The sequence below is a fragment of the Mucilaginibacter flavus genome (assembly GCF_030409315.1).
Lineage (GTDB): Bacteria > Bacteroidota > Bacteroidia > Sphingobacteriales > Sphingobacteriaceae > Mucilaginibacter > Mucilaginibacter flavus.
On sequence record NZ_JAUFPS010000024.1, the window covers coordinates 43178 to 61188 of the forward strand.

An 18011-nucleotide genomic window follows, 5' to 3' on the forward strand; every position below is an offset into this window, starting at 1 on the left:
AGCTAAAACTTTTTAGCTTGACAATGCCGCATCAACCGGCTTATTTTTTTGTAATTGTTTATACTTAGATGGCGAAATACCGGTAACCTTACTAAACAGGCGCGAAAAGTAATATTGATCTTCAAAACCCAATTCGGCACAGATTTTCTTGATGCTTTTATCGGTAAAAAACAACTCCTGGCACGACCGCTGTATCTTCAACTCATTAAAATAATTGACCGGCGAACTCCCCGTTTTTTGCCTGAACATTTTTGAGTAATAGGTAATGGAGACGTTTTGTTTTTGGGCTAACTCTTTTAAGCTAATCTTAACACCAATATTATCTTTCATAAAAGCGATGGAACTGTCGATAGCATCCACGTTATTAGCCTGAGGATCAATTTCGCGGTGGTAGATGAGCGAGGTTACAAAATGCAGTGCTTTAAAGTTGCTGATCTCCATTTCGCGCTTGCTGTAGCTATGATTTAAAATGGTACATAGTTTATGAAAAACGGCAACCCGGCCTTCATCAAAACTAACTTCATGCACCCGCAGGCCCGATCTGTCGAAAAGCTCGGCTGCCATGCCACCGTTAAAATGCATCCAGTAAATACTCCACGGATCGCTTGCAGAACTGCAGTATTTATGCGGTAAGCCCTGGGGGATAATGAAATAGTTGCCTGCTTTTAAAGCTAACTTTGAGCCTTTAAAGCTAATTTCGCCGCTACCGGCTACGCAATAAATGAGGATGTAATCGCTGCTGCCATACCTACGTTCACGCTCATGCCCCAGGGCATTAGGATAATAGCCAACAGCGGGGGCATAAAAATTGCGGTTTATGGGGTTGGCAGCAACCGCACGGCGGATATGAGGGGGCAGCACAAACATGCGCTGCCCTTCAAAACCATCCTTTACACGCTTTATTTTATGATCGGTACTCATTTTATTTGCAGTAAAAACTTCTTCAGTAGTTACTTACATTCAGTTGCTGCCGGGTCATTTCCAGGTGAGCTTTTGCGCCGGCGTGGGTAGCATCAAGCTCCAAAACTTTACTTAGCATAGTTTGGGCAGCATCAAACTCATGCAAACCTAACAGGCCAAGGCCCTGCAAAAAGTACGTATGGATGCGATTGCGGAGGTTTAAATCATCATCAAAGATCAACAGGTTGGGTAATGATACCGCGAAGTAATCAATCTTCACCTCGTCGTTTTCGTGAGCCTTACCGTAGCTAACCAGTTTGTTGAATATCTGCGTTGCTTTTTCCTGCTCGCCCAGTTTTTTCCAGCCCAGGCCCTGGTAAAAGATCTTATCGGGCTGCTGATCGTTATAAAACACCGCCGCCGAAGGTTCATCTAAGCCTATGGTTGCCTGCGTATAAAACCCTTGTGCTACTTCCTGTTGGTCTAAGCCTTCGTAAGCAAGACCCAGCCAGTAATCAATATCGTTTTCCTGTGTGCCGTAGAGTTTACCTTCGCCCAAATTATGCGGATAAGTTTTTGCATTTGTTAGGTTGGTAATGGCTTTACTGTAATCACCTTCTTCCAAATATTTTTTGGCCAATTGCACCAGGCTAAAAACATATTGACCTGATGCTTTACCTTCCCCACCTTCCCATGGGTGAAACTGGCGGTTCATTAATAAGCTTAGCGCTTTTTCATAATCGCCCAGCATATTGTGTAATGCTACCCTTTCCAGGTAAACATCATCGCGTTGCAAAGCAACTTCCAGGTTATTTTCAATGAACTGCAGGCGTTGGGTCGCCGGATAGTTTAGTCTTTTATAAAGCTGATCAAGCTCCATCAGCACTCGGGCATCAGTTTTATCTAAGGCAAATGCCTTTTCAAAATAGCTTAACGCTTTGGTATGATCATTATGCTTATTGAAATGCGCTATAGCCAGGTTGCGGTAAACCGTAGGGAAAATTCCATCCAACTTAACAGATTGTTCCCAATAATTAACCGCTACATCATACTGGCGTTTATCATAAAAAAGGTTACCTAAATAATACGGAGCCTTAGCATCGGCAGGGTTAACCTGTATAGCCAGCTGCAAAACTTTAACCTCATCCAAACGATTAGGGAAACACAGGTATGAATTAGCTGCGGCAGCTTTTTTGAACCACAACGTGGCATTATCCGATAATCCGTTTTTATGGGCGATATAACCCAGCGCATAATAAATCATTGGGTTATTGCCAGCCTGTTTTAAAGCGAGCTGCAATAACTGACCGGCCTCTTCATATAAGCCTGCGTTAACGTAATCAAGGGAGTACTCTAAAAAGTTTTGATCATCGTTTCTTGAAAGGGCAACCAGTTCGTCAATACACTTAGCTACCAATAAGGAATCGTCAAGACTTTTATAAACCTGTACCTTTTCAAAAATAACCCCAAGGTTAAAGCCATCACGCTCCAAAGCTTCACCGGCAACTTTCAACGCTTTTTCGGGCTGGTTAAGTTTGCGCAAAGCGGCCATTTTAATCACGTATGATTTGCTGTTATTGGCATTTCTATCCAACGATTGATTGATATGTTCCAACGCCAAAGCAAAATGACCGCGGGCAGCATCAATCTGCGCCACCGCGAAAAAGCCGGTATCTTTCCAGGCATTGCTCCAGGTTGATTTGTAGAACACGGTGTAAGCCTCATCCGCACGATCAAGGTATTTTAAGCATAAGCCCAGGTTGTAATATGGTTCGCTATCATAAGGGTTGGGGTTACGACCAATGCTTGTTTCAACCGCCGTTCTTAAATATGGTTCGGCTTTGGCAAACTGCCCTTTGCGGATGTACCATTTACCCAGCGCGTTATTGCTGCGCAGGTCTGTAGGTTCACGGCGCAAGGCCTCTTCATAATAAGGTACCGGACTATAAGTAGCATGGCGATATTGCTCCAGGTGCTGAGCTGTTAAAAACAACTGCTCCACACTTTCCACATCTGCTGGTGCCAATGCCGGTTTTGCGGCGGTTGGCATTTCGTTCTTTTTGTTTTTGGCCGGCTCGTAACGCAGTACTTCCTGACTGCTGTTATTGGCTATGGTAAGCAATACTTCGTTCCCATTCAAACCGGCATCAACAGTTATTTCCTTTACAAAAATATGTTCGGGGCTGATATCTACAGTCTCTTTAACCAATTGCTTCCCCCGGTAACTTAAATCAATGGTTAGCGAAGGCTGAACTGATGTTACCTGCACCTTCAACGTAACCTTGTCGCCTGTTTTGCTCAGGGCCAGTAAAATATCTTTGGATGCATTTTTTACCATCCCCAACTCACGGTAAGGCAAAAAGTATTGGGTAAATGTTTTTTCCTCGTAAGGCATCAACCAGCTAAAATCGGGCTGGTTATCAGTGAATACGCCGGTCATTAGTTCGATGTATGGGCCGTCCTCGTCGGTCAGGTTCCTGTCCCAGGCCTGGCCAAAATCGCTGTGCCCCCAGGTCCACTGTTTTTTGCCGGGCGATACATGGTGATTGGCCACGTGCAGCAAACCTGCTTCGCTATCGTGTTCATAGCCACCCACAAAATCATAGTCGGAGTTGATAGCCATGTACGAAGTTGGCACCGGGATGTTTTTATACATGGATATATCGGTGCCCGGCGAATAATCAACCTTGTAATAAGTACCAGTAGCGATAGGAAAATCGGATACATCGCGCTTGCCATGGTCAAACACAGCGTTCACATCCGGCGGGAAAACCGACTGGTAATAATCATTCACCTTCACCGCCGGGTTGGCCCACCATAAAAAGGTTTGCGGCAAAGCCGAACGGTTAAACAGTTTAGCTTTTATTTCGATATAGGCAGTATCAGGGCGTAGCGTAAAACCGGCCATACCCTTGGTATGAAACATACGCTCCACCTCGTTAACCCAAACGGTTTTGCTGCCATCGGCATATTCCTCTAACTTATAATCAACCGGGTCAAAAGTGCTTGGGCGGTGATGCTGCGGCCAGTTAAATTCAATACCACCAGAAATCCACGGACCGGTTAAACCTACCAGCGCAGGTTTAATTACCTGGTTATGGTATATGAAATGGCGCTGTTTAATTTTATCAAACGCGGTTTGAATACGGCCACCCAATTGCGGCAATATCATCACCTTCAGGTATTTATTTTCGAGGAATAAACCCGTGTAAGCTTTATCTTCTTTTTCATCGGCAATTTTTTCAATTACAGGGTTTGGATATACCACGCCACTGCTGCCCTGGTATACCCGTTTTTCAAAAAACATAGGGTTTTTATCGGGCTGACCAACTCTATAGGTGGGGATAATTACTTGCTCTTCCCAAACGGAAACAGTTGAATTTTGCATAAATATTGGGTGTTATTAATGTCTTATTAAATTATCTTCTAATTCTTCCAGGGTTTGGCCCTTGGTTTCTTTTACTTTGGCTTTTACAAACAAAAAGCCCAGGAAACAGATGCCGGCGTACAGGTAAAATGGCCCGTAAGCGCCCAATATCTTGGCCAGTATCGGAAAGGTAAATACCAGTATAAAGTAGGCTCCCCATAATGATACAATAGCTACTGATGATGCTACGCCGCGGATTTTATTAGGAAAAATCTCGGAGATGAGCACCCAGGTTACCGGGGCCAACGATATAGCATAAGTACTGATAGCCAGCAGCACAAATATGGAAACAAGTCCTGCCGGGAAATGGTTTTGCAACAAAAAGGCCAGTATAATATACAGGATAGATAAACCCAACGCGCCCCATAACATTAACGGGCGACGGCCAAGCTTATCAACCTGCCACATAGCCAATAATGTAAATACCAGGTTTACCACGCCTATGGCTACGGTTTCAAACAACTGGCGGTTTAGGTTTGCCCCTACCGATTCAAATATGGTGGAGGTGTAATTAAACACCACATTGATACCGCAAAACTGTTGAAATACCGCCAGCGTAATGCCTACCACCACAGCCGGGCGAACGGCCTTCTCAAACACCATAGCATATGATTGTTTGGTTGCGCCTTCCAATGATTTTTTTACCGCTTTAAAAGTCGATTCGGCAAAATCCGTTGAGCCAATTTTATTGAGGATGGTCATCGCTTTATCTGTTTGGCCCGATTTCATGAGCCACCTTGGGCTTTCGGGCAACCAGGTAACGCCAATTAAAAATATGGCCGATGGCACAGCACCCAGGCCAAACATCCATCGCCATGAATCGGCACCATGATCGGCTAAAAAGTAATTAACTAAATTGGTAATCAATATCCCTATAACTACGGTAAGCTGGTTTATAGCCACGTTACGGCCACGTACTTCGGCTGGTGACACCTCGGCTATGTACATAGGGCATAGCATAGATGCCATGCCTACTCCTATTCCAGCCGCAAAGCGCAGCAACAAAAAGTAAGTTAGCGATGCTGAAAAAGCAATCCCTATGGATGAAACCGCGAAGATTAGCGCGGCGATGATCAACCCTGGTTTGCGGCCATATTTATCGGCTATATTGCCGGCAAATAAACAGCCCACAATACATCCCAAAGCCAGCGAACCAGTTAAAAACCCTTCCCATACCGGTGTAAGCAAGAACTGGGTACGTAAAAAAGGTAAAGCGCCGGAGATCACCGCGAAATCGAACCCGAAAAGGTACCCGCCCAATGCAGAAATAAAAGAAATGCCAATAATGTAACTGCTGTTAAAGTTTTTTGAACTACTCATTTTTTAGGTTGTATATTTTAACTGGTGGCATAATATTACTATTTATTTACGTGATTAATTTACCGCTACTAATTTTACTAATAGGGTATCGCCGGTGCCTGCTACCATGCTAAAAGTCTGCACGTCAGCCTTTAGTTCACCTATTACCGCGTCGGTCATAAAATCATGAAACTCATATTTTTTATGCGGATCGAGGTGTAAAGCTTGCCTGCTGAATTGTTGTTGAAAATTGTTTTTCAGGTCGAAATTGAACAGCGCCAGCATAATGGTATCGCCGGGCAGGTAAAATGACATTTGCTGATCGTAAGTTTCGCCATCGGCTGTTTTTAACGGAGTGAAAGCTTTAGGATGGCTAAAGAACTCCGCTATATTTTTATTATCCAAAAACTCCTGCGCACGGTAAGCGGCTATGGGATTGCGATAGTCAGATCCATCGCCCAAAATACTGCCCATTACCATCATAGCATATAACCTCACTTTTATTTCCCGTTCGTTTAGATCAGGATTGCGCTGAAAGTTTTTCATGATGCTTACATCCAAATTGGTGTATGGGAACAAAGTACCCTGTACCCAGCTCATATGCGACCCTGTAGCTAAGGACGACTCCGTACTCCCCCAGTTAGGAAAACCTTTTTGATCGTCCCTTAAGTGCGAATAAACATCGGTAGATACGAACCGGGTATGCGCGTACTGGTGCGGAAACAATGGTGAAATGGCCTGGGTAATAAAAATATCTTTCCCCATAATAGAATCGACGAGGAACCGAAGCGTTTTCATTCCATAGTTATAAGCCTGCATCCCTGTGCGCGTTTTAGCATCGTACCTGCTGGTACTTTCTAATGCACCCGCCGTTAAAAAATCTATTTTCAAAAACTTAGCGTTAATGGCTTTGGCCTTTTTTAACTGCTGAATGATGTAAAGACGGATAGCCGGGTGGGTAGGGTCCATAGCATAGGCACCCCATTGGCCCTCCTTATACAAAATGGGCTTACCGGCTTTATCGTGCAGCAAAACATCCTGCAGCAAATAGTCAGATCCGGGTAGTTTATGCCCTTTAATATCATCTTTCCAGCTCCACATAGCAAAAGGAATAAAGTAAAAGCCCATTTGCTGCCCGTTTTTCGCGCCGTACTCGCCTATAGATTTTAAAACTTCGGTTGAGTAAATACCCTGATCGTACGAATCGATGCTCAGCACGGGTTTACTGTAGGCGCTAAAGTTTTTCATGGAGTGCACAAAATCTGATATCTGGTTTACAGCAGGCGGCATCATCACTTTTTCGTAACCCAACACGCCTTCAACCCCAAAGCTATTCCAGTAAACCGGCGCTGCGCCTTCCCAGGTTTGTTTACCATTGATGGCCGAGTTAACCCTGCCATAATCTTTAAAAGCCTCGTGCAGATCATCTGACGCGCATAAATAAACATCGGCCGAGTTAACGGTTTTACCTAACATGGTGCCATGCTCTACATGATCATGCGTACCATCCAGGCCGCCATAAGCCGATTTTAATGCCGGGTTATCGGGTGTAGCCGCACCACCAAAAACATTTAGGGAATCGAGCACGCCCGATTTATTGCCGGTTTGGTAAGCAAGCCCCGTTTTCCAAAAATCGTGGTTTACACTACCTATTACCAGGCCCGAGTTTTTCAGTTGATCGTACACTGCCATAAACTCATAACTGATACCTTTTACAGCAGGCGCATTTGCTTTAGGCCAGCTTGTTTCCAAGGTTGTCGTCCAATCATCGTTATCAAAAGGAACATCTAAAACCCGTGGCTCGCTGCCGGGCACAGCCAATTGCCCCTTATACCGCGGCAACACAGCCAGCGGACTGATATCTCTTGTCTCTATAGGCATACCCGCGGCGGTAGCCGATACATTGATGAGCAGATAAGGATGATCTTTATAAACGGTAAATCGTTGCGTTAATACTATTTTATGCTTGTTATCGCTGTGCTTAATAAGCAGCGCTGTGCCTTTGCCTATTTTATCGTCAATTGCTTCGGTAGTAATTGTATGGCTGGCAAAATCGGCACTGGTAACGCGGCCGGTTCTTACATCATTAACGTAGGCCACGGTGTTGTACAAATGAGTGCCATTGGCAAAAGCGTAACCTACCAGGCCGGTATGTCCATCAACGGTGATCTTCACATATTCATTGCCAAAAATGCTTTGATCCGTTTTAGTCTGAGTAATTTGGGCTGTTGATGCATTGCCCAAATGCATAATGCTGAGCATAATGCCCAGGCCGGATAGCTTTACGCCATTTATTTTTTTCCCTTTAAGTACTGCGTAAAAATGCTGCATTTGGTGTAATTATACTTTTTAAAAACCCTTCACAATTCAATATAAACGCCGTCTTTTATTGCTACCCGGTTGTTAGCTGTATTATTTTATACAGCTAACCGGTCAACCTTTGGCATGCCCGTTCCGTTAATTGCTTAACAATGATATTTTCCGGAAGCGTTTGATATTGCTGATATCGCTAATTGGTTACGATGTAAATCTCACGGAATAAATGAGATTAAAAAATAGGTAATGTTATGGAAATGATGGACTATATTATGACACCAATTTGAAACTTATTTCAATTGGATAATAAAATTTTAATTTTTTTTATCAATGTTTGTATTACGGAAATTTCCAATTACTCCTGCCGGGTATTTTATAATCACTTTCTTCATAAAAAATGGCTAAAAGCACAGTTTTAAGGCGCAGGGACGGTTTTGATGGGCAAAAACTAATTGTATTGCCCAAAAAGATCATCACCAATTTTTTAAGTAAAGACCTGGTTACCAAACAGATTTATATTACCGATATTGGCTACTACCCCAAAGCCAAACACCACTACGCCGAGCGCCCCAATGGCATTAACCAGCACATTATTATTTATTGTACCGAAGGTTACGGCTGGCTGGAGATCAACAAAAAAAAGATTGAAGTATCACCCTCACAATTTATAGCCATACCTGCTAATACGCCGCATAAGTATGCCGCCAACATGGATAAACCATGGACGATATACTGGATTCACTTTAAAGGCGAAATTGCTGCCTTTATTGTTGATTTAATTTTAAAAAACTCCGAGAATTACAAGCCTTACCTTTCCTTCAATGAAGATCGTATTAAACTATTTGAGGATATCTGTTTTAACCTGGAGAAAGGCTACAGCAGCGACGCCTTACGCTATGTGAACATGATTTTTTCTCATTTTTTATCCTCCCTTATTTACGAGGATAAGTTTAACCATGTTGACGATCAACCCGCCGATAACGATATTGTAGAAAAAACGATACAATACATGCAGGATAATATTAACAGCATGATCCGGCTGGATGACCTTAGCAGCTTTGCCCGTTTATCTACCTCGCATTACTCGGCTATCTTCAGGGCTAAAACGGGGTATTCGCCAATTGAATATTTTAACCAGTTGAAGGTTCAGAAAGCTTGCCAATACATTTCGTTTACCACCATGTCTATCAAAAACATCGCCCTAAACCTGGGCATTGAAGATCAATATTACTTTTCACGAATGTTTACTAAGCTTATGGGCAGTTCGCCAAATGAGTATAGGAAGAAGCTGAAGGAGGTTAAAGGTTAAAGGCGAAAGGCGAAAGGCGAAAGGTCGCTTCGCAACCCTTAAAAGACCTTTTACCTTTTACCTTTTACCTTTCGCCTTTAACCTTTTACCTCCTTTTACCTAAAGATTGATTTTTGCAAACATTGGATTGATGCTTGCAAACAGTACAGCCTGCTGCCACGTTACCTTTGTTTTATAATTAAAACAGCAAAATGGAACCAACAAATAAAATAGCCCTTGTAACCGGTGGCAGCCGCGGTTTGGGCAAAAACATGGCCCTAAGCCTGGCTCAAAAAGGCATCAACGTAATACTTACTTATAACAGCAAACAGGATGAAGCCCAGGCTGTAGTAGCCGAAATTGAAAAAGCACGCGTTAAAGCCGCCGCGCTTCAGTTGAATACCGGCGAGGTTAAAACCTTCGACCAGTTTTTTGTAGATCTGAAAGTGGTTTTGAAAGAAACTTTTAATGCGGAACATTTCGACTTTTTGATCAACAACGCGGGCGTTGGCGTACATGCTTCCTTTGCCGAAACTAAAGAAGAAGATTTTGATATGTTGTTCAACATCCACTTTAAAGGCGTTTTCTTTTTAACACAAAAAGCTTTGCCCATTATTAATGATGGCGGTCGCATTATTAATTTATCAAGTGGTTTGGCACGTTTCAGTTCTCCGGGTTACGCTGCCTATGCGTCCATGAAGGGAGGCATTGAAACTCTAAGTCGTTACATGGCCGCAGAGCTTGGCAAGCGTGGCATAGTGGTAAACGTGGTTGCCCCCGGCGCTATTGAAACCGATTTTGGCGGCGGCGTGGTACGCGATAACGAACAGGTGAACAAATACATTGCAGGTGTTACCGCTTTAGGTCGCGTAGGCGTACCTGATGATATTGGCGGCGTCGTAGCCTTTTTATGTACCGATGATGCCCGTTGGATTAACGCGCAACGTATTGAGGTATCTGGTGGTATGAATTTGTAAGGGAGAATTTTATATATAGACGCAATATCTTGCGTCTCCCGCTTTACAGGGCGAGTTGATGAGATATAAGACGATTTAATTTGCGTGGTTGATTTGCACGCGGGAGACGCAAGATATTGCGTCTCTACATTTGAATCTTTCTACCCCCAAAATAGAAAACTCCCGGTTGGCAATCCGGGAGTTTCTAAACAAATTCAAACCAATAAATTAACTAACTTTTACATATTGTTGTACGGCAACCTAAGCGTAATGGTTACATTCTCAAATGCTTATTGTGCTATATTATTTAATACTCCTAAAAAGAATATAATTCTCATTTCAAATAGTTAATCATAATCAATCGTACTAACTCAACATCCTCCTTTGAGGTAAACGGGAAGATAGTTTCTGCACAAACGCCATAATCTGATACGGTAGATGCCGAGTACTGATAATATTTTAGAAATTTCCGGATATCCCGCCAGGCTATTTCAAATTGATCGAGATTATTAAATTGATACAAGTTTGAAGCCTCCATCACCCCTTCGTAAAAGCCCGGGTAATTAAACAGCTTGTTGGCTATTTGCTCCAGGATCATTTTATCTGTTGCTTTTGTGTTTTTTATCCCGCCTAAGTACATATTTTTAAATTTGATATGCCTTAAGTAACGTTTTTTAAACAAAAGGAGATTTATCCATTATATTCATTGCTAATTAGTTACGATAAAATAATGGCTTTTTTAATAATTTCTTACAAACCGGAATTATAGGAATACTACTGTTAACTTAAACCCCTTAGTGTAAAGTGAACAAAATGAATAACCGTTTGAACATCTATTGGTATTCTTGTTGCATGGTTGGGTTATAACTGATTTTATTTATTAACCATACCCCATTTAAATGACTATTCTGTATAACGCTTTAAGGACAGAAGCTGATCCTGAACTAACCGATCAAAAAAACGAAGCTATTAACGAATTAGCTGCAAAAAACCATTTTTTCAACAACTGTATGGTTACTTTTCATCATCCCGAAGGTTTTAGCCCTATTGGTTTGGTTGAATTTAACTATAAAGGTCAAGCCACATTGAAGGCCTTTTATACTGTATACATACAGGATAATATATTAAGGGCATGCCTTGTAACGCTTGATATGGTGAAGTTGATTGATGCCAACGTGCAATCGTTTTTACAAAAGCTGGAAGCCTACTCATTTCTTAAAGACACACAACAAGTGGTTGTAGCCTAAGGACCTACGCAAAGATTTACGAGGGAAACACTTCGTGTAAAAAATACCCCATATTGAGAAAATCGGGGCGCTTTAACCACGAATACCTTACCACAAATTCCCGATAAATTAAATCTTTGATGGCGCAACGCCAAACGTCTTTTTGAAAGCGAACGAGAAATGAGATAGATCTTCAAAACCCAATTCGAGGTAAACATCAGAGGGAGCCTGCCCCTTTTCTTTGATGAGATAGCGCCCCTCCTGCAACCGGCGCTGCTGCAACCATCTGCTTGGACTTAGGTGAAAGATCTTTTCAAAATCGCGCTTAAACGTAGCTAAACTGCGCCCGGTTAGGTACGCAAATCTTTTAAGCTGCACATTAAAATGGTAATTTTTGTTCATAAAGCCCTCCAGGTCTATTTTACCCGGTTCGCTGAAATCAAAAAGCACATCCTTTAATTCGGGGTTGGCCTGTAGCAGTATTAATATCGCTTCCCTGAGCTTTAAACGCTGAAGCTCGCCGCTAATGCTATGCCCGCTTTGCGCGTATGGTAGCAACGATTCCATGAAACTTTTATAAAGTGGATTTGGCTTTAAGGTGATAAACGGTCCTTCATCGGTATGCTTATCTGCTTTATACCCGTATTCTAAACTAAAATCACGTAAAGTTTGCTGATCAAGGTATATGGACAGCGTTTTGTATTCGCCGTTTGGCGGCGGTTGTTTCACAAATTTTATTAATTGATTCCGTTTGCTTAGCCTAAAATCGCCCTGTTGCACCTGGTAGGTTTTGCTGCCATTATTAATGGTAAGCGAACCAGAGATCTGGTAGCTAAAAACATGCTCGGGTACAAACTGTTCTCCTTCCCTGCTCCTGCTGAGGTAGCAATTATGATGAATTTGTTGTAGTACTGGTTCTTTATCTTGCTTAAGCATGCCAGGGCAAATTTATAAATTAAAACAGCACAGGCCAATTCAATAGCCCATGCTGCTTATCAAAATCAAATATTACTTTTTAAGGTTGAGGTATGATTTTCCCTGTTCCGTTTCAAAGAAGTTTTGGGCTTCGTCATGATCCGTAGAAATACTTACCGGCGCCCATTTTTCCAGCTCGGCCAGTTTAGCGGTTTCTGATGCTCTTACTATCGCTATGCCCTCGCTACCCAATACCAGGTGTAATGGCGGCTGCGGATGGTCAACAATATCAAGCATTACTTTAGCGGCTTTATCCGGATCGCCCAATGGTTTAAATTCCCCGCTTTGGAAGTATTTGACTCTTTTTTCAACCGTTGATTCATAACCTTCAACCGTTTTGGCATAGGTCATCGACTCGCCGGCCCAGTCGGTACGGAAGCCACCCGGTTCAATTACGATTACTTTGATGCCCAGGGGAGCAAGCTCTTGCGCCAGCCCTTCGCTAAAGCCGCTCAAACCAAATTTAGCTGCCTGGTAAATAGTAACCCCGCCGCTGCCAACCCGGCCACCAATTGAACTGATTTGCAAAATATGCCCGGAACGTTGTTTACGCATATGAGGCACTACCGCGCGGGTAATGGCAATTGGGGCGTTCAAATTTGTTTCTAACTGATCGCGCACCTGTTCATCAGTAAACGCCTCGGTGGCGCCGGTTATGCCAAACCCCGCGTTGTTAACCAACACATCAATACGGCCGAAATGCCTGATGGCGCCCTCAACGGCGTCGTTGATTTCATCCTGTTTGGTAACATCCAGTTTAATTGGAAGTACCTGGTTGGGATATTGCTCAACAAAATCCTGTAGCTGATCTGTATTACGTGCTGTTGCTGCTACTTTATCGCCTTTTGCAAGTACTGCTGCTGTAAGGCTGCGCCCTAATCCGCGGGAGCTGCCTGTTATAAACCAAATTTTTGTCATGTCGTTTTTATCTTTTTGTTGATACAAATATCGGGAGCTTTAAGCCCGGCAACTTTGCTGTAAAGTTCAAATTGCTTTGTTAAAACGCTCAACCGCATATCAACACGTTTAGCTAAAACGATCAAAATGCCTCTTCGAAAATTCTTTGCTGATAACAACACCTGCAAAGGAACACAAGATGCTACTTACCAAGCCTGTTTTACTTTAAACAAGCAATTACGCTTTCAATCACCCTTTTGGTTTCCTGTGGGTCGCGTACTTGTATACAGTCGCCCCCCGTGGTGCGCGCGGGCTGATCGTTACCGCCATCAAACAGGGCGTCGCCCATAAATAGCATTTGCTTAATCTTTATTTTGAGCGTGTCTCGCAGTTTGTACATACCATAGGCTTTATCGATACCGGGCTTGGTAATATCTATTGACGTAGCCCCGCCTAAATGCACGGCAAACTCCGGGATGAGTTTATCAAGGATCACTTTTATCTTTTTACGCTTTTTAAAATCGGGGTCCCAGGCTTTTTTGGGTTCGAGAGGGGCTTTCTGACCAAGGGCCGAAAAGGTGATCTGGCTGTCGCGATCTTCAATTTGATCGCCCCACGTTTTGTCAGCTTTAAAACCCGATTTTTCTACAGCCTGGTTTAGTGAATCGATGATCTTTTTCTTTTCATTCGCGGTAAAATCTTCTGAATATATCTTTTTCCAACGGGCATTTTTATACTGATAATATTTGGTACCACAGGTTGGCAGTATGGAAAGGCGGGATAGTTTTGCATCCTTGGGGAGATGCGCTATTACCTGTTTTTCAAATTGAGGCCAATCCCCGCCGGATATAATAGCCACTTTAGCCACCTCCAACAGCCCCGAAAATAGGTGGGCCATTTCTTTATCGATAGCGGCCTTGCTTTCGGCAAGGGTACCATCCAGGTCAAAAACAATTAGCTTTTTCATGTTATTATCCAACGGATAATAAGGAGGTTAGTTTTAGGGAGGGACAAAATTCGTGTACCAGATTATAAATAATTTAAGTTGGAAACTTAAATTATTTATACCACGAGTTACGCTGCGCTAAACTCGCGGTAGCGATTAAAAAAAATCAATCAATATCTATCGGCCAGTTCAATAACCTGCAAATCCTGTATTTTATCGACATCAATATTAAAACGCATTAGCGTACGTACTTTGTGCCAGCCGTGTTTACCTGCCGCGCCGGGGTTTAAATGCAGACAATTGATCTTTTTGTCGTGCATCACCTTCAGGATATGCGAATGCCCGCAGATGAATAGCTTTGGCGGATTGCTATACATTTCTGTGCGGATAGCGGGGTTGTATTTGCCGGGATACCCACCAATGTGGGTCATCAACACATCCACACCTTCGCAATTAAAACGCAGGTTTTCGGGGTAAACAATGCGAATGTCTTTACCATCAATATTACCATATACACCTTTTGTTGGCTTAAAAGCCGCTAACCGATCGGCCAGTTCTAATGTGCCAAAATCGCCGGCATGCCAAATCTCGTCACAGTTTTCAAAGTGTTTAAAAACTGCTTCGTCGAGGTAGCTATGGGTATCAGATATAAGGCCTATTTTGGTCATGGATGTAAAAATAAGATGCAAGAGTCAAGAATCAACAGTAAAGACAGGAATTTATCCGGAATTAAAAAACCGTCAGAAAACCCTTCAAGACCTGTTGGTACGCTTCGCTATAAACTTTAGGTTCGTTATAAATTACAAATCCCTTCTCTATTATATTAGTTTGAACTAAGCCCAAAGCAATAATTTCGCGATGCGCCTCATCGGTTTTGAAGGAATGTATTTTGGTGATTTTTTCCAGATAAAGCCCATTTGCTAAAGCTAAATCTTTAACCAATGCCGAGGTATCGGGCGGCAGTATCAACCAAAACACACCTGCGTTTGCCAGGTGATTTCGCCCTTGTTCAATCAGTTCCTCAAAAAAGCCGTCTTCCGCATGTTTGGCCTGGTTCTTTTTTGCGCCTGGCGATTGAAGGGAATTAATATAAAACGGCGGATTAGAAACAATCAAATCGTATTTCTTTTCGGGATGAGCATCGAAAAACGATTTAAAATCTGAAGGGTAAAGTGTAAGCCTATCTTTAAACGGAGAATTTTCAAAATTACGGGTGGCAGTAACGGCGGCGGCTTCGTCAATTTCAACAGCATCGATGTGCGCCATCGGGAAACGCTGAGCCAACATTAAAGCGATCACACCGGTACCTGTTCCTATATCTAAAGCAGTTAAGGGCTCATCGGCTTCGGCTAACGCGCCCAGCAATACCCCGTCGGTATTGATCTTCATGGCGCAGCCGGTTTGGTCTACGCTGAATTGTTTGAAATGGAACATCGTTGCGAATGCTTTTAAATAACGGAGCAAATTAACTCTGCCAGGCTATTCACCTCCACAAAATCATCATCGATATGTTGCATGTTAACATGCGAATCGGTGCAAATCAACTTTTTAACGTACCCGCAGTTTTTAAGTTTGTTGATACCATCGTTCACAAACAACCCATGGGTGGTAATTACATAAATATCCCCGGCACCGGCATCTTTATAAGTTTTAGCGGCATTGATAATACTGCCACCAGAGCGGATCATATCGTCATAAATAACTACCGTTTTCCCGGCCACATCGGCATTAATGGCGCTCACCTCGGTATGGTCGCCTTTTAAACGGCGTTTAAGAATAAAGGCCGCGTTTACGCCCATATCATTAGCTAAGGACTCTACCCATTTTGCACGACCAGCATCGGTACTGGCCATTACAAAATTATCGCCGCCATATTTAAGCGCCGCGTTAATCACAATATCCTTGCAATAAACGTGCACAGGGTATAAATCGTGTTCAAAATAGTATTGAATACCCTCAGAATGCAAATCAAACAACAACACCTTATTACCCCGGTTTGATTTTGGGATAGATGACAATAACCTTGCCCGTGTTTTGGCGGTTACAATTTCGCCGCTCAGCACAGCCCGCTCCATGGTTGAATAACCAAAATACGGAATCACCAAGGTTAACGAGTTTGCCCCATAACTTACCAGCGATGATGCCAGGTCGTATAGCTCAAGCGTAGCCTGGTCTGTAACCGTCCCCCCTATCAGTACCACATCCCGGTTTTCTATGGACGACAGGATGCGCTGGTAACGCTCGCCATCGGTAAAATTACTTACAGAGAGTTGTCCTTTTTCAAACGTACCGCAGGCCATCACCTTTTCGGCCAGGTATTCATAATCTTTTATAGCAAACAGCAGTTTTTTGGTCATGGTATCAGTTGGCATTTACATTGGCTTTCACCTGCTCAAAACTAAGGGTATTTATTAAATTACCATTATCAAAAACAGTTTGCAGCAAGTCGGTTATTTCTGGATCTTCATCCTGGTTAATTGTTTTATAAGCGCCGTTCACCCTCACCAACTTTAAACGGCCGCCCTTGCTCTTTTTAAAACTTTGGGTAATATTGCCATCGGCATCCATTTCTGTAGGGCTTTTTTCAACCCTAACCTCGGTACCATTAATAATAGCACTGCTGCACTTTAAAGCGAATTTTTGTGTATCGCGGTCAACTTTTTGCAATAATGCGCCGCCCATGCCCAGTACCAGGTTTTCGGCGCTGATTAGGTTTTCCTTTAGTGCTTCGTAAATATTACCTATCTCGGCATAGTTTACGCCATCGCCCTGTATCACCCTTACCTGTGGCGGCAAAACTTTGTAACCCTTTTCATTAACGGTGAAGCCAAACTTATCAAACAGTATCTCAAATATTTTCAACAAGGTAGCAATCGGGTCGCCGCTATCCGGGCGGATCACCAGCGTACCATCGCGTTGCAGGATCTGGTCGCGCAGGTCGGTTCCCCAATATTCGCTGCAGGCTTTAAAAATGTTAAAACTATCAGATACGCAGGCGATGGTGCCGGTAGAAAACGCTTTAAGTACATGTTCAAAAACCTTTTCTTCGCCCTCCCTGCCCAACAAAGTACAAATACTATGCTCTGTAGCGGGGATGCTTAAACCGTAAACCCGTTGTGCATCATAATAGTCGATAGCCATTTTTGAGCCAGCCAGGTTATCGCTGCCATTGAAATTAAGCAGGTGCGCCGCGCCACCAATTTTAGCGCTCTCCACACTGCTTACACCCCTAAAACCAAAATCGTTCAGCACAAAATCTATCCCGGCTTCTGTACCTGGGGTAGCAGTTTCCGCGTAGTACCGTGTTACTACTTTCCTGATCTGGTTACTTACCGTAGCCACTGTGCAGGGGTACCAAACCTGCATTAACAGGGTTTCTAAAAAATTGGTTAACCAGTAACATTCAGGGTCGGTGTTTTCAATGGTCATTAATACATTTCCGGTTGGCACCGCGGTACCTTCGACTATTGCTTTGATAATTACGGGTAACCTGCCATCGTATTTATCAATAATGTATTGAAACTTGCTTTTATCAAACACATCATCGCGCCCAAACACCTGCTGTAAAAAGCCATCGGCTTCGTCCAAATCCTGCTGGGTAAATGCCTGCCCTTGCAGGTATTCCTTTAGAAAATACTGTAAACCAAAAAATATAGTTTCGTTAAACATACCGCCCCGGCTTTCCAGGTAGCTGTAAATTTGGGTGGTACCGGGGTAGTAAAATTTATGGTGAGCGTATTTATAGGCATCTGCCAGTAAAATTAAATTTTCGCGTTTCATG

At 43.1% G+C, this 18011-nt stretch carries 15 protein-coding genes; 3 read left to right on the forward strand and 12 right to left on the reverse strand.

Going from position 1 to position 18011, the window contains the following annotated elements; genetic code table 11:
- Positions 1–12: 12 nt before the first annotated feature.
- The 4 genes from QWZ17_RS08335 to QWZ17_RS08350 are packed head-to-tail and all read right to left on the reverse strand — an operon-like array spanning position 13 to position 7957.
- Positions 13–921 carry an AraC family transcriptional regulator gene (locus tag QWZ17_RS08335; protein ID WP_290304680.1) on the reverse strand — a complete coding sequence of 303 codons (909 nt, stop codon included), beginning with the start codon at positions 919–921 and terminating at the stop codon, positions 13–15.
- Between the two features lie 22 nt (positions 922–943).
- Positions 944–4288: a tetratricopeptide repeat protein gene (locus QWZ17_RS08340; RefSeq protein ID WP_290304681.1), complete on the reverse strand. Its 3345-nt coding sequence runs from the start codon at positions 4286–4288 to the stop codon at positions 944–946.
- A gap of 15 nt (positions 4289–4303) precedes the next feature.
- Entirely contained in the window at positions 4304–5647 is a 1344-nt protein-coding gene (locus QWZ17_RS08345; protein WP_290304682.1) for a sugar porter family MFS transporter, read from the reverse strand.
- 54 nt (positions 5648–5701) lie between these two features.
- Positions 5702–7957 (reverse strand): alpha-amylase family protein, encoded by a 2256-nt coding sequence (locus QWZ17_RS08350; protein ID WP_290304683.1) that lies wholly within the window; start codon positions 7955–7957, stop codon positions 5702–5704.
- A 382-nt stretch (positions 7958–8339) separates the two neighbouring features.
- Here QWZ17_RS08350 and QWZ17_RS08355 point away from each other — a divergent pair, with 382 nt between their 5' ends.
- The gene (locus QWZ17_RS08355) at positions 8340–9251 is read left to right on the forward strand and encodes an AraC family transcriptional regulator (protein ID WP_290304684.1); all 912 of its coding nucleotides are present in this window, start codon (positions 8340–8342) and stop codon (positions 9249–9251) included.
- 191 nt (positions 9252–9442) lie between these two features.
- The gene (locus QWZ17_RS08360; RefSeq protein WP_290304685.1) at positions 9443–10207 is read left to right on the forward strand and encodes an SDR family NAD(P)-dependent oxidoreductase; all 765 of its coding nucleotides are present in this window, start codon (positions 9443–9445) and stop codon (positions 10205–10207) included.
- Positions 10208–10520: 313 nt separating this feature from the next.
- Here QWZ17_RS08360 and QWZ17_RS08365 read toward each other — a convergent pair whose 3' ends face one another.
- Positions 10521–10826: a hypothetical protein gene (locus QWZ17_RS08365; RefSeq protein WP_290304686.1), complete on the reverse strand. Its 306-nt coding sequence runs from the start codon at positions 10824–10826 to the stop codon at positions 10521–10523.
- A gap of 259 nt (positions 10827–11085) precedes the next feature.
- Here QWZ17_RS08365 and QWZ17_RS08370 point away from each other — a divergent pair, with 259 nt between their 5' ends.
- Positions 11086–11433: a hypothetical protein gene (locus tag QWZ17_RS08370; RefSeq protein WP_290304687.1), complete on the forward strand. Its 348-nt coding sequence runs from the start codon at positions 11086–11088 to the stop codon at positions 11431–11433.
- Positions 11434–11541: 108 nt separating this feature from the next.
- Here QWZ17_RS08370 and QWZ17_RS08375 read toward each other — a convergent pair whose 3' ends face one another.
- From QWZ17_RS08375 to QWZ17_RS08405, 7 genes are all read right to left on the reverse strand, one after another.
- Positions 11542–12348: an AraC family transcriptional regulator gene (locus QWZ17_RS08375; RefSeq protein ID WP_290304689.1), complete on the reverse strand. Its 807-nt coding sequence runs from the start codon at positions 12346–12348 to the stop codon at positions 11542–11544.
- A gap of 72 nt (positions 12349–12420) precedes the next feature.
- Positions 12421–13305 (reverse strand): oxidoreductase, encoded by an 885-nt coding sequence (locus QWZ17_RS08380; RefSeq protein WP_290304690.1) that lies wholly within the window; start codon positions 13303–13305, stop codon positions 12421–12423.
- 199 nt (positions 13306–13504) lie between these two features.
- Positions 13505–14251, reverse strand: coding sequence for an HAD-IIB family hydrolase (locus tag QWZ17_RS08385; RefSeq protein WP_290304691.1), 747 nt, complete (start codon positions 14249–14251; stop codon positions 13505–13507).
- A gap of 149 nt (positions 14252–14400) precedes the next feature.
- Positions 14401–14898, reverse strand: coding sequence for a metallophosphoesterase family protein (locus QWZ17_RS08390; protein WP_290304692.1), 498 nt, complete (start codon positions 14896–14898; stop codon positions 14401–14403).
- Positions 14899–14959: 61 nt separating this feature from the next.
- A complete protein-coding gene (locus QWZ17_RS08395; RefSeq protein WP_290304693.1) occupies positions 14960–15664 on the reverse strand; it encodes a tRNA1(Val) (adenine(37)-N6)-methyltransferase in 705 nt (234 codons plus the stop codon).
- A 14-nt stretch (positions 15665–15678) separates the two neighbouring features.
- Positions 15679–16587 (reverse strand): ribose-phosphate diphosphokinase, encoded by a 909-nt coding sequence (locus QWZ17_RS08400; RefSeq protein WP_290304694.1) that lies wholly within the window; start codon positions 16585–16587, stop codon positions 15679–15681.
- Between the two features lie 4 nt (positions 16588–16591).
- On the reverse strand, positions 16592–18010 hold the full coding sequence (locus tag QWZ17_RS08405; RefSeq protein WP_290304695.1) for a nicotinate phosphoribosyltransferase: 1419 nt from the start codon (positions 18008–18010) through the stop codon (positions 16592–16594).
- Position 18011: the final 1 nt, after the last annotated feature.

Bases quoted from the DNA above. Each gene is read 5' to 3' on its own strand.
- QWZ17_RS08385 (WP_290304691.1), bottom strand. From the start codon at position 14,251: ATGAAAAAGCTAATTGTTTTTGACCTGGATGGTACCCTTGCCGAAAGC.
- QWZ17_RS08350 (WP_290304683.1), bottom strand. From the start codon at position 7,957: ATGCAGCATTTTTACGCAGTACTTAAAGGGAAAAAAATAAATGGCGTA.
- QWZ17_RS08405 (WP_290304695.1), bottom strand. From the start codon at position 18,010: ATGAAACGCGAAAATTTAATTTTACTGGCAGATGCCTATAAATACGCT.
- QWZ17_RS08395 (WP_290304693.1), bottom strand. From the start codon at position 15,664: ATGTTCCATTTCAAACAATTCAGCGTAGACCAAACCGGCTGCGCCATG.
- QWZ17_RS08380 (WP_290304690.1), bottom strand. From the start codon at position 13,305: ATGACAAAAATTTGGTTTATAACAGGCAGCTCCCGCGGATTAGGGCGC.
- QWZ17_RS08390 (WP_290304692.1), bottom strand. From the start codon at position 14,898: ATGACCAAAATAGGCCTTATATCTGATACCCATAGCTACCTCGACGAA.
- QWZ17_RS08375 (WP_290304689.1), bottom strand. From the start codon at position 12,348: ATGCTTAAGCAAGATAAAGAACCAGTACTACAACAAATTCATCATAAT.
- QWZ17_RS08345 (WP_290304682.1), bottom strand. From the start codon at position 5,647: ATGAGTAGTTCAAAAAACTTTAACAGCAGTTACATTATTGGCATTTCT.
- QWZ17_RS08365 (WP_290304686.1), bottom strand. From the start codon at position 10,826: ATGTACTTAGGCGGGATAAAAAACACAAAAGCAACAGATAAAATGATC.
- QWZ17_RS08340 (WP_290304681.1), bottom strand. From the start codon at position 4,288: ATGCAAAATTCAACTGTTTCCGTTTGGGAAGAGCAAGTAATTATCCCC.
- QWZ17_RS08400 (WP_290304694.1), bottom strand. From the start codon at position 16,587: ATGACCAAAAAACTGCTGTTTGCTATAAAAGATTATGAATACCTGGCC.
- QWZ17_RS08370 (WP_290304687.1), top strand. From the start codon at position 11,086: ATGACTATTCTGTATAACGCTTTAAGGACAGAAGCTGATCCTGAACTA.
- QWZ17_RS08355 (WP_290304684.1), top strand. From the start codon at position 8,340: ATGGCTAAAAGCACAGTTTTAAGGCGCAGGGACGGTTTTGATGGGCAA.
- QWZ17_RS08360 (WP_290304685.1), top strand. From the start codon at position 9,443: ATGGAACCAACAAATAAAATAGCCCTTGTAACCGGTGGCAGCCGCGGT.
- QWZ17_RS08335 (WP_290304680.1), bottom strand. From the start codon at position 921: ATGAGTACCGATCATAAAATAAAGCGTGTAAAGGATGGTTTTGAAGGG.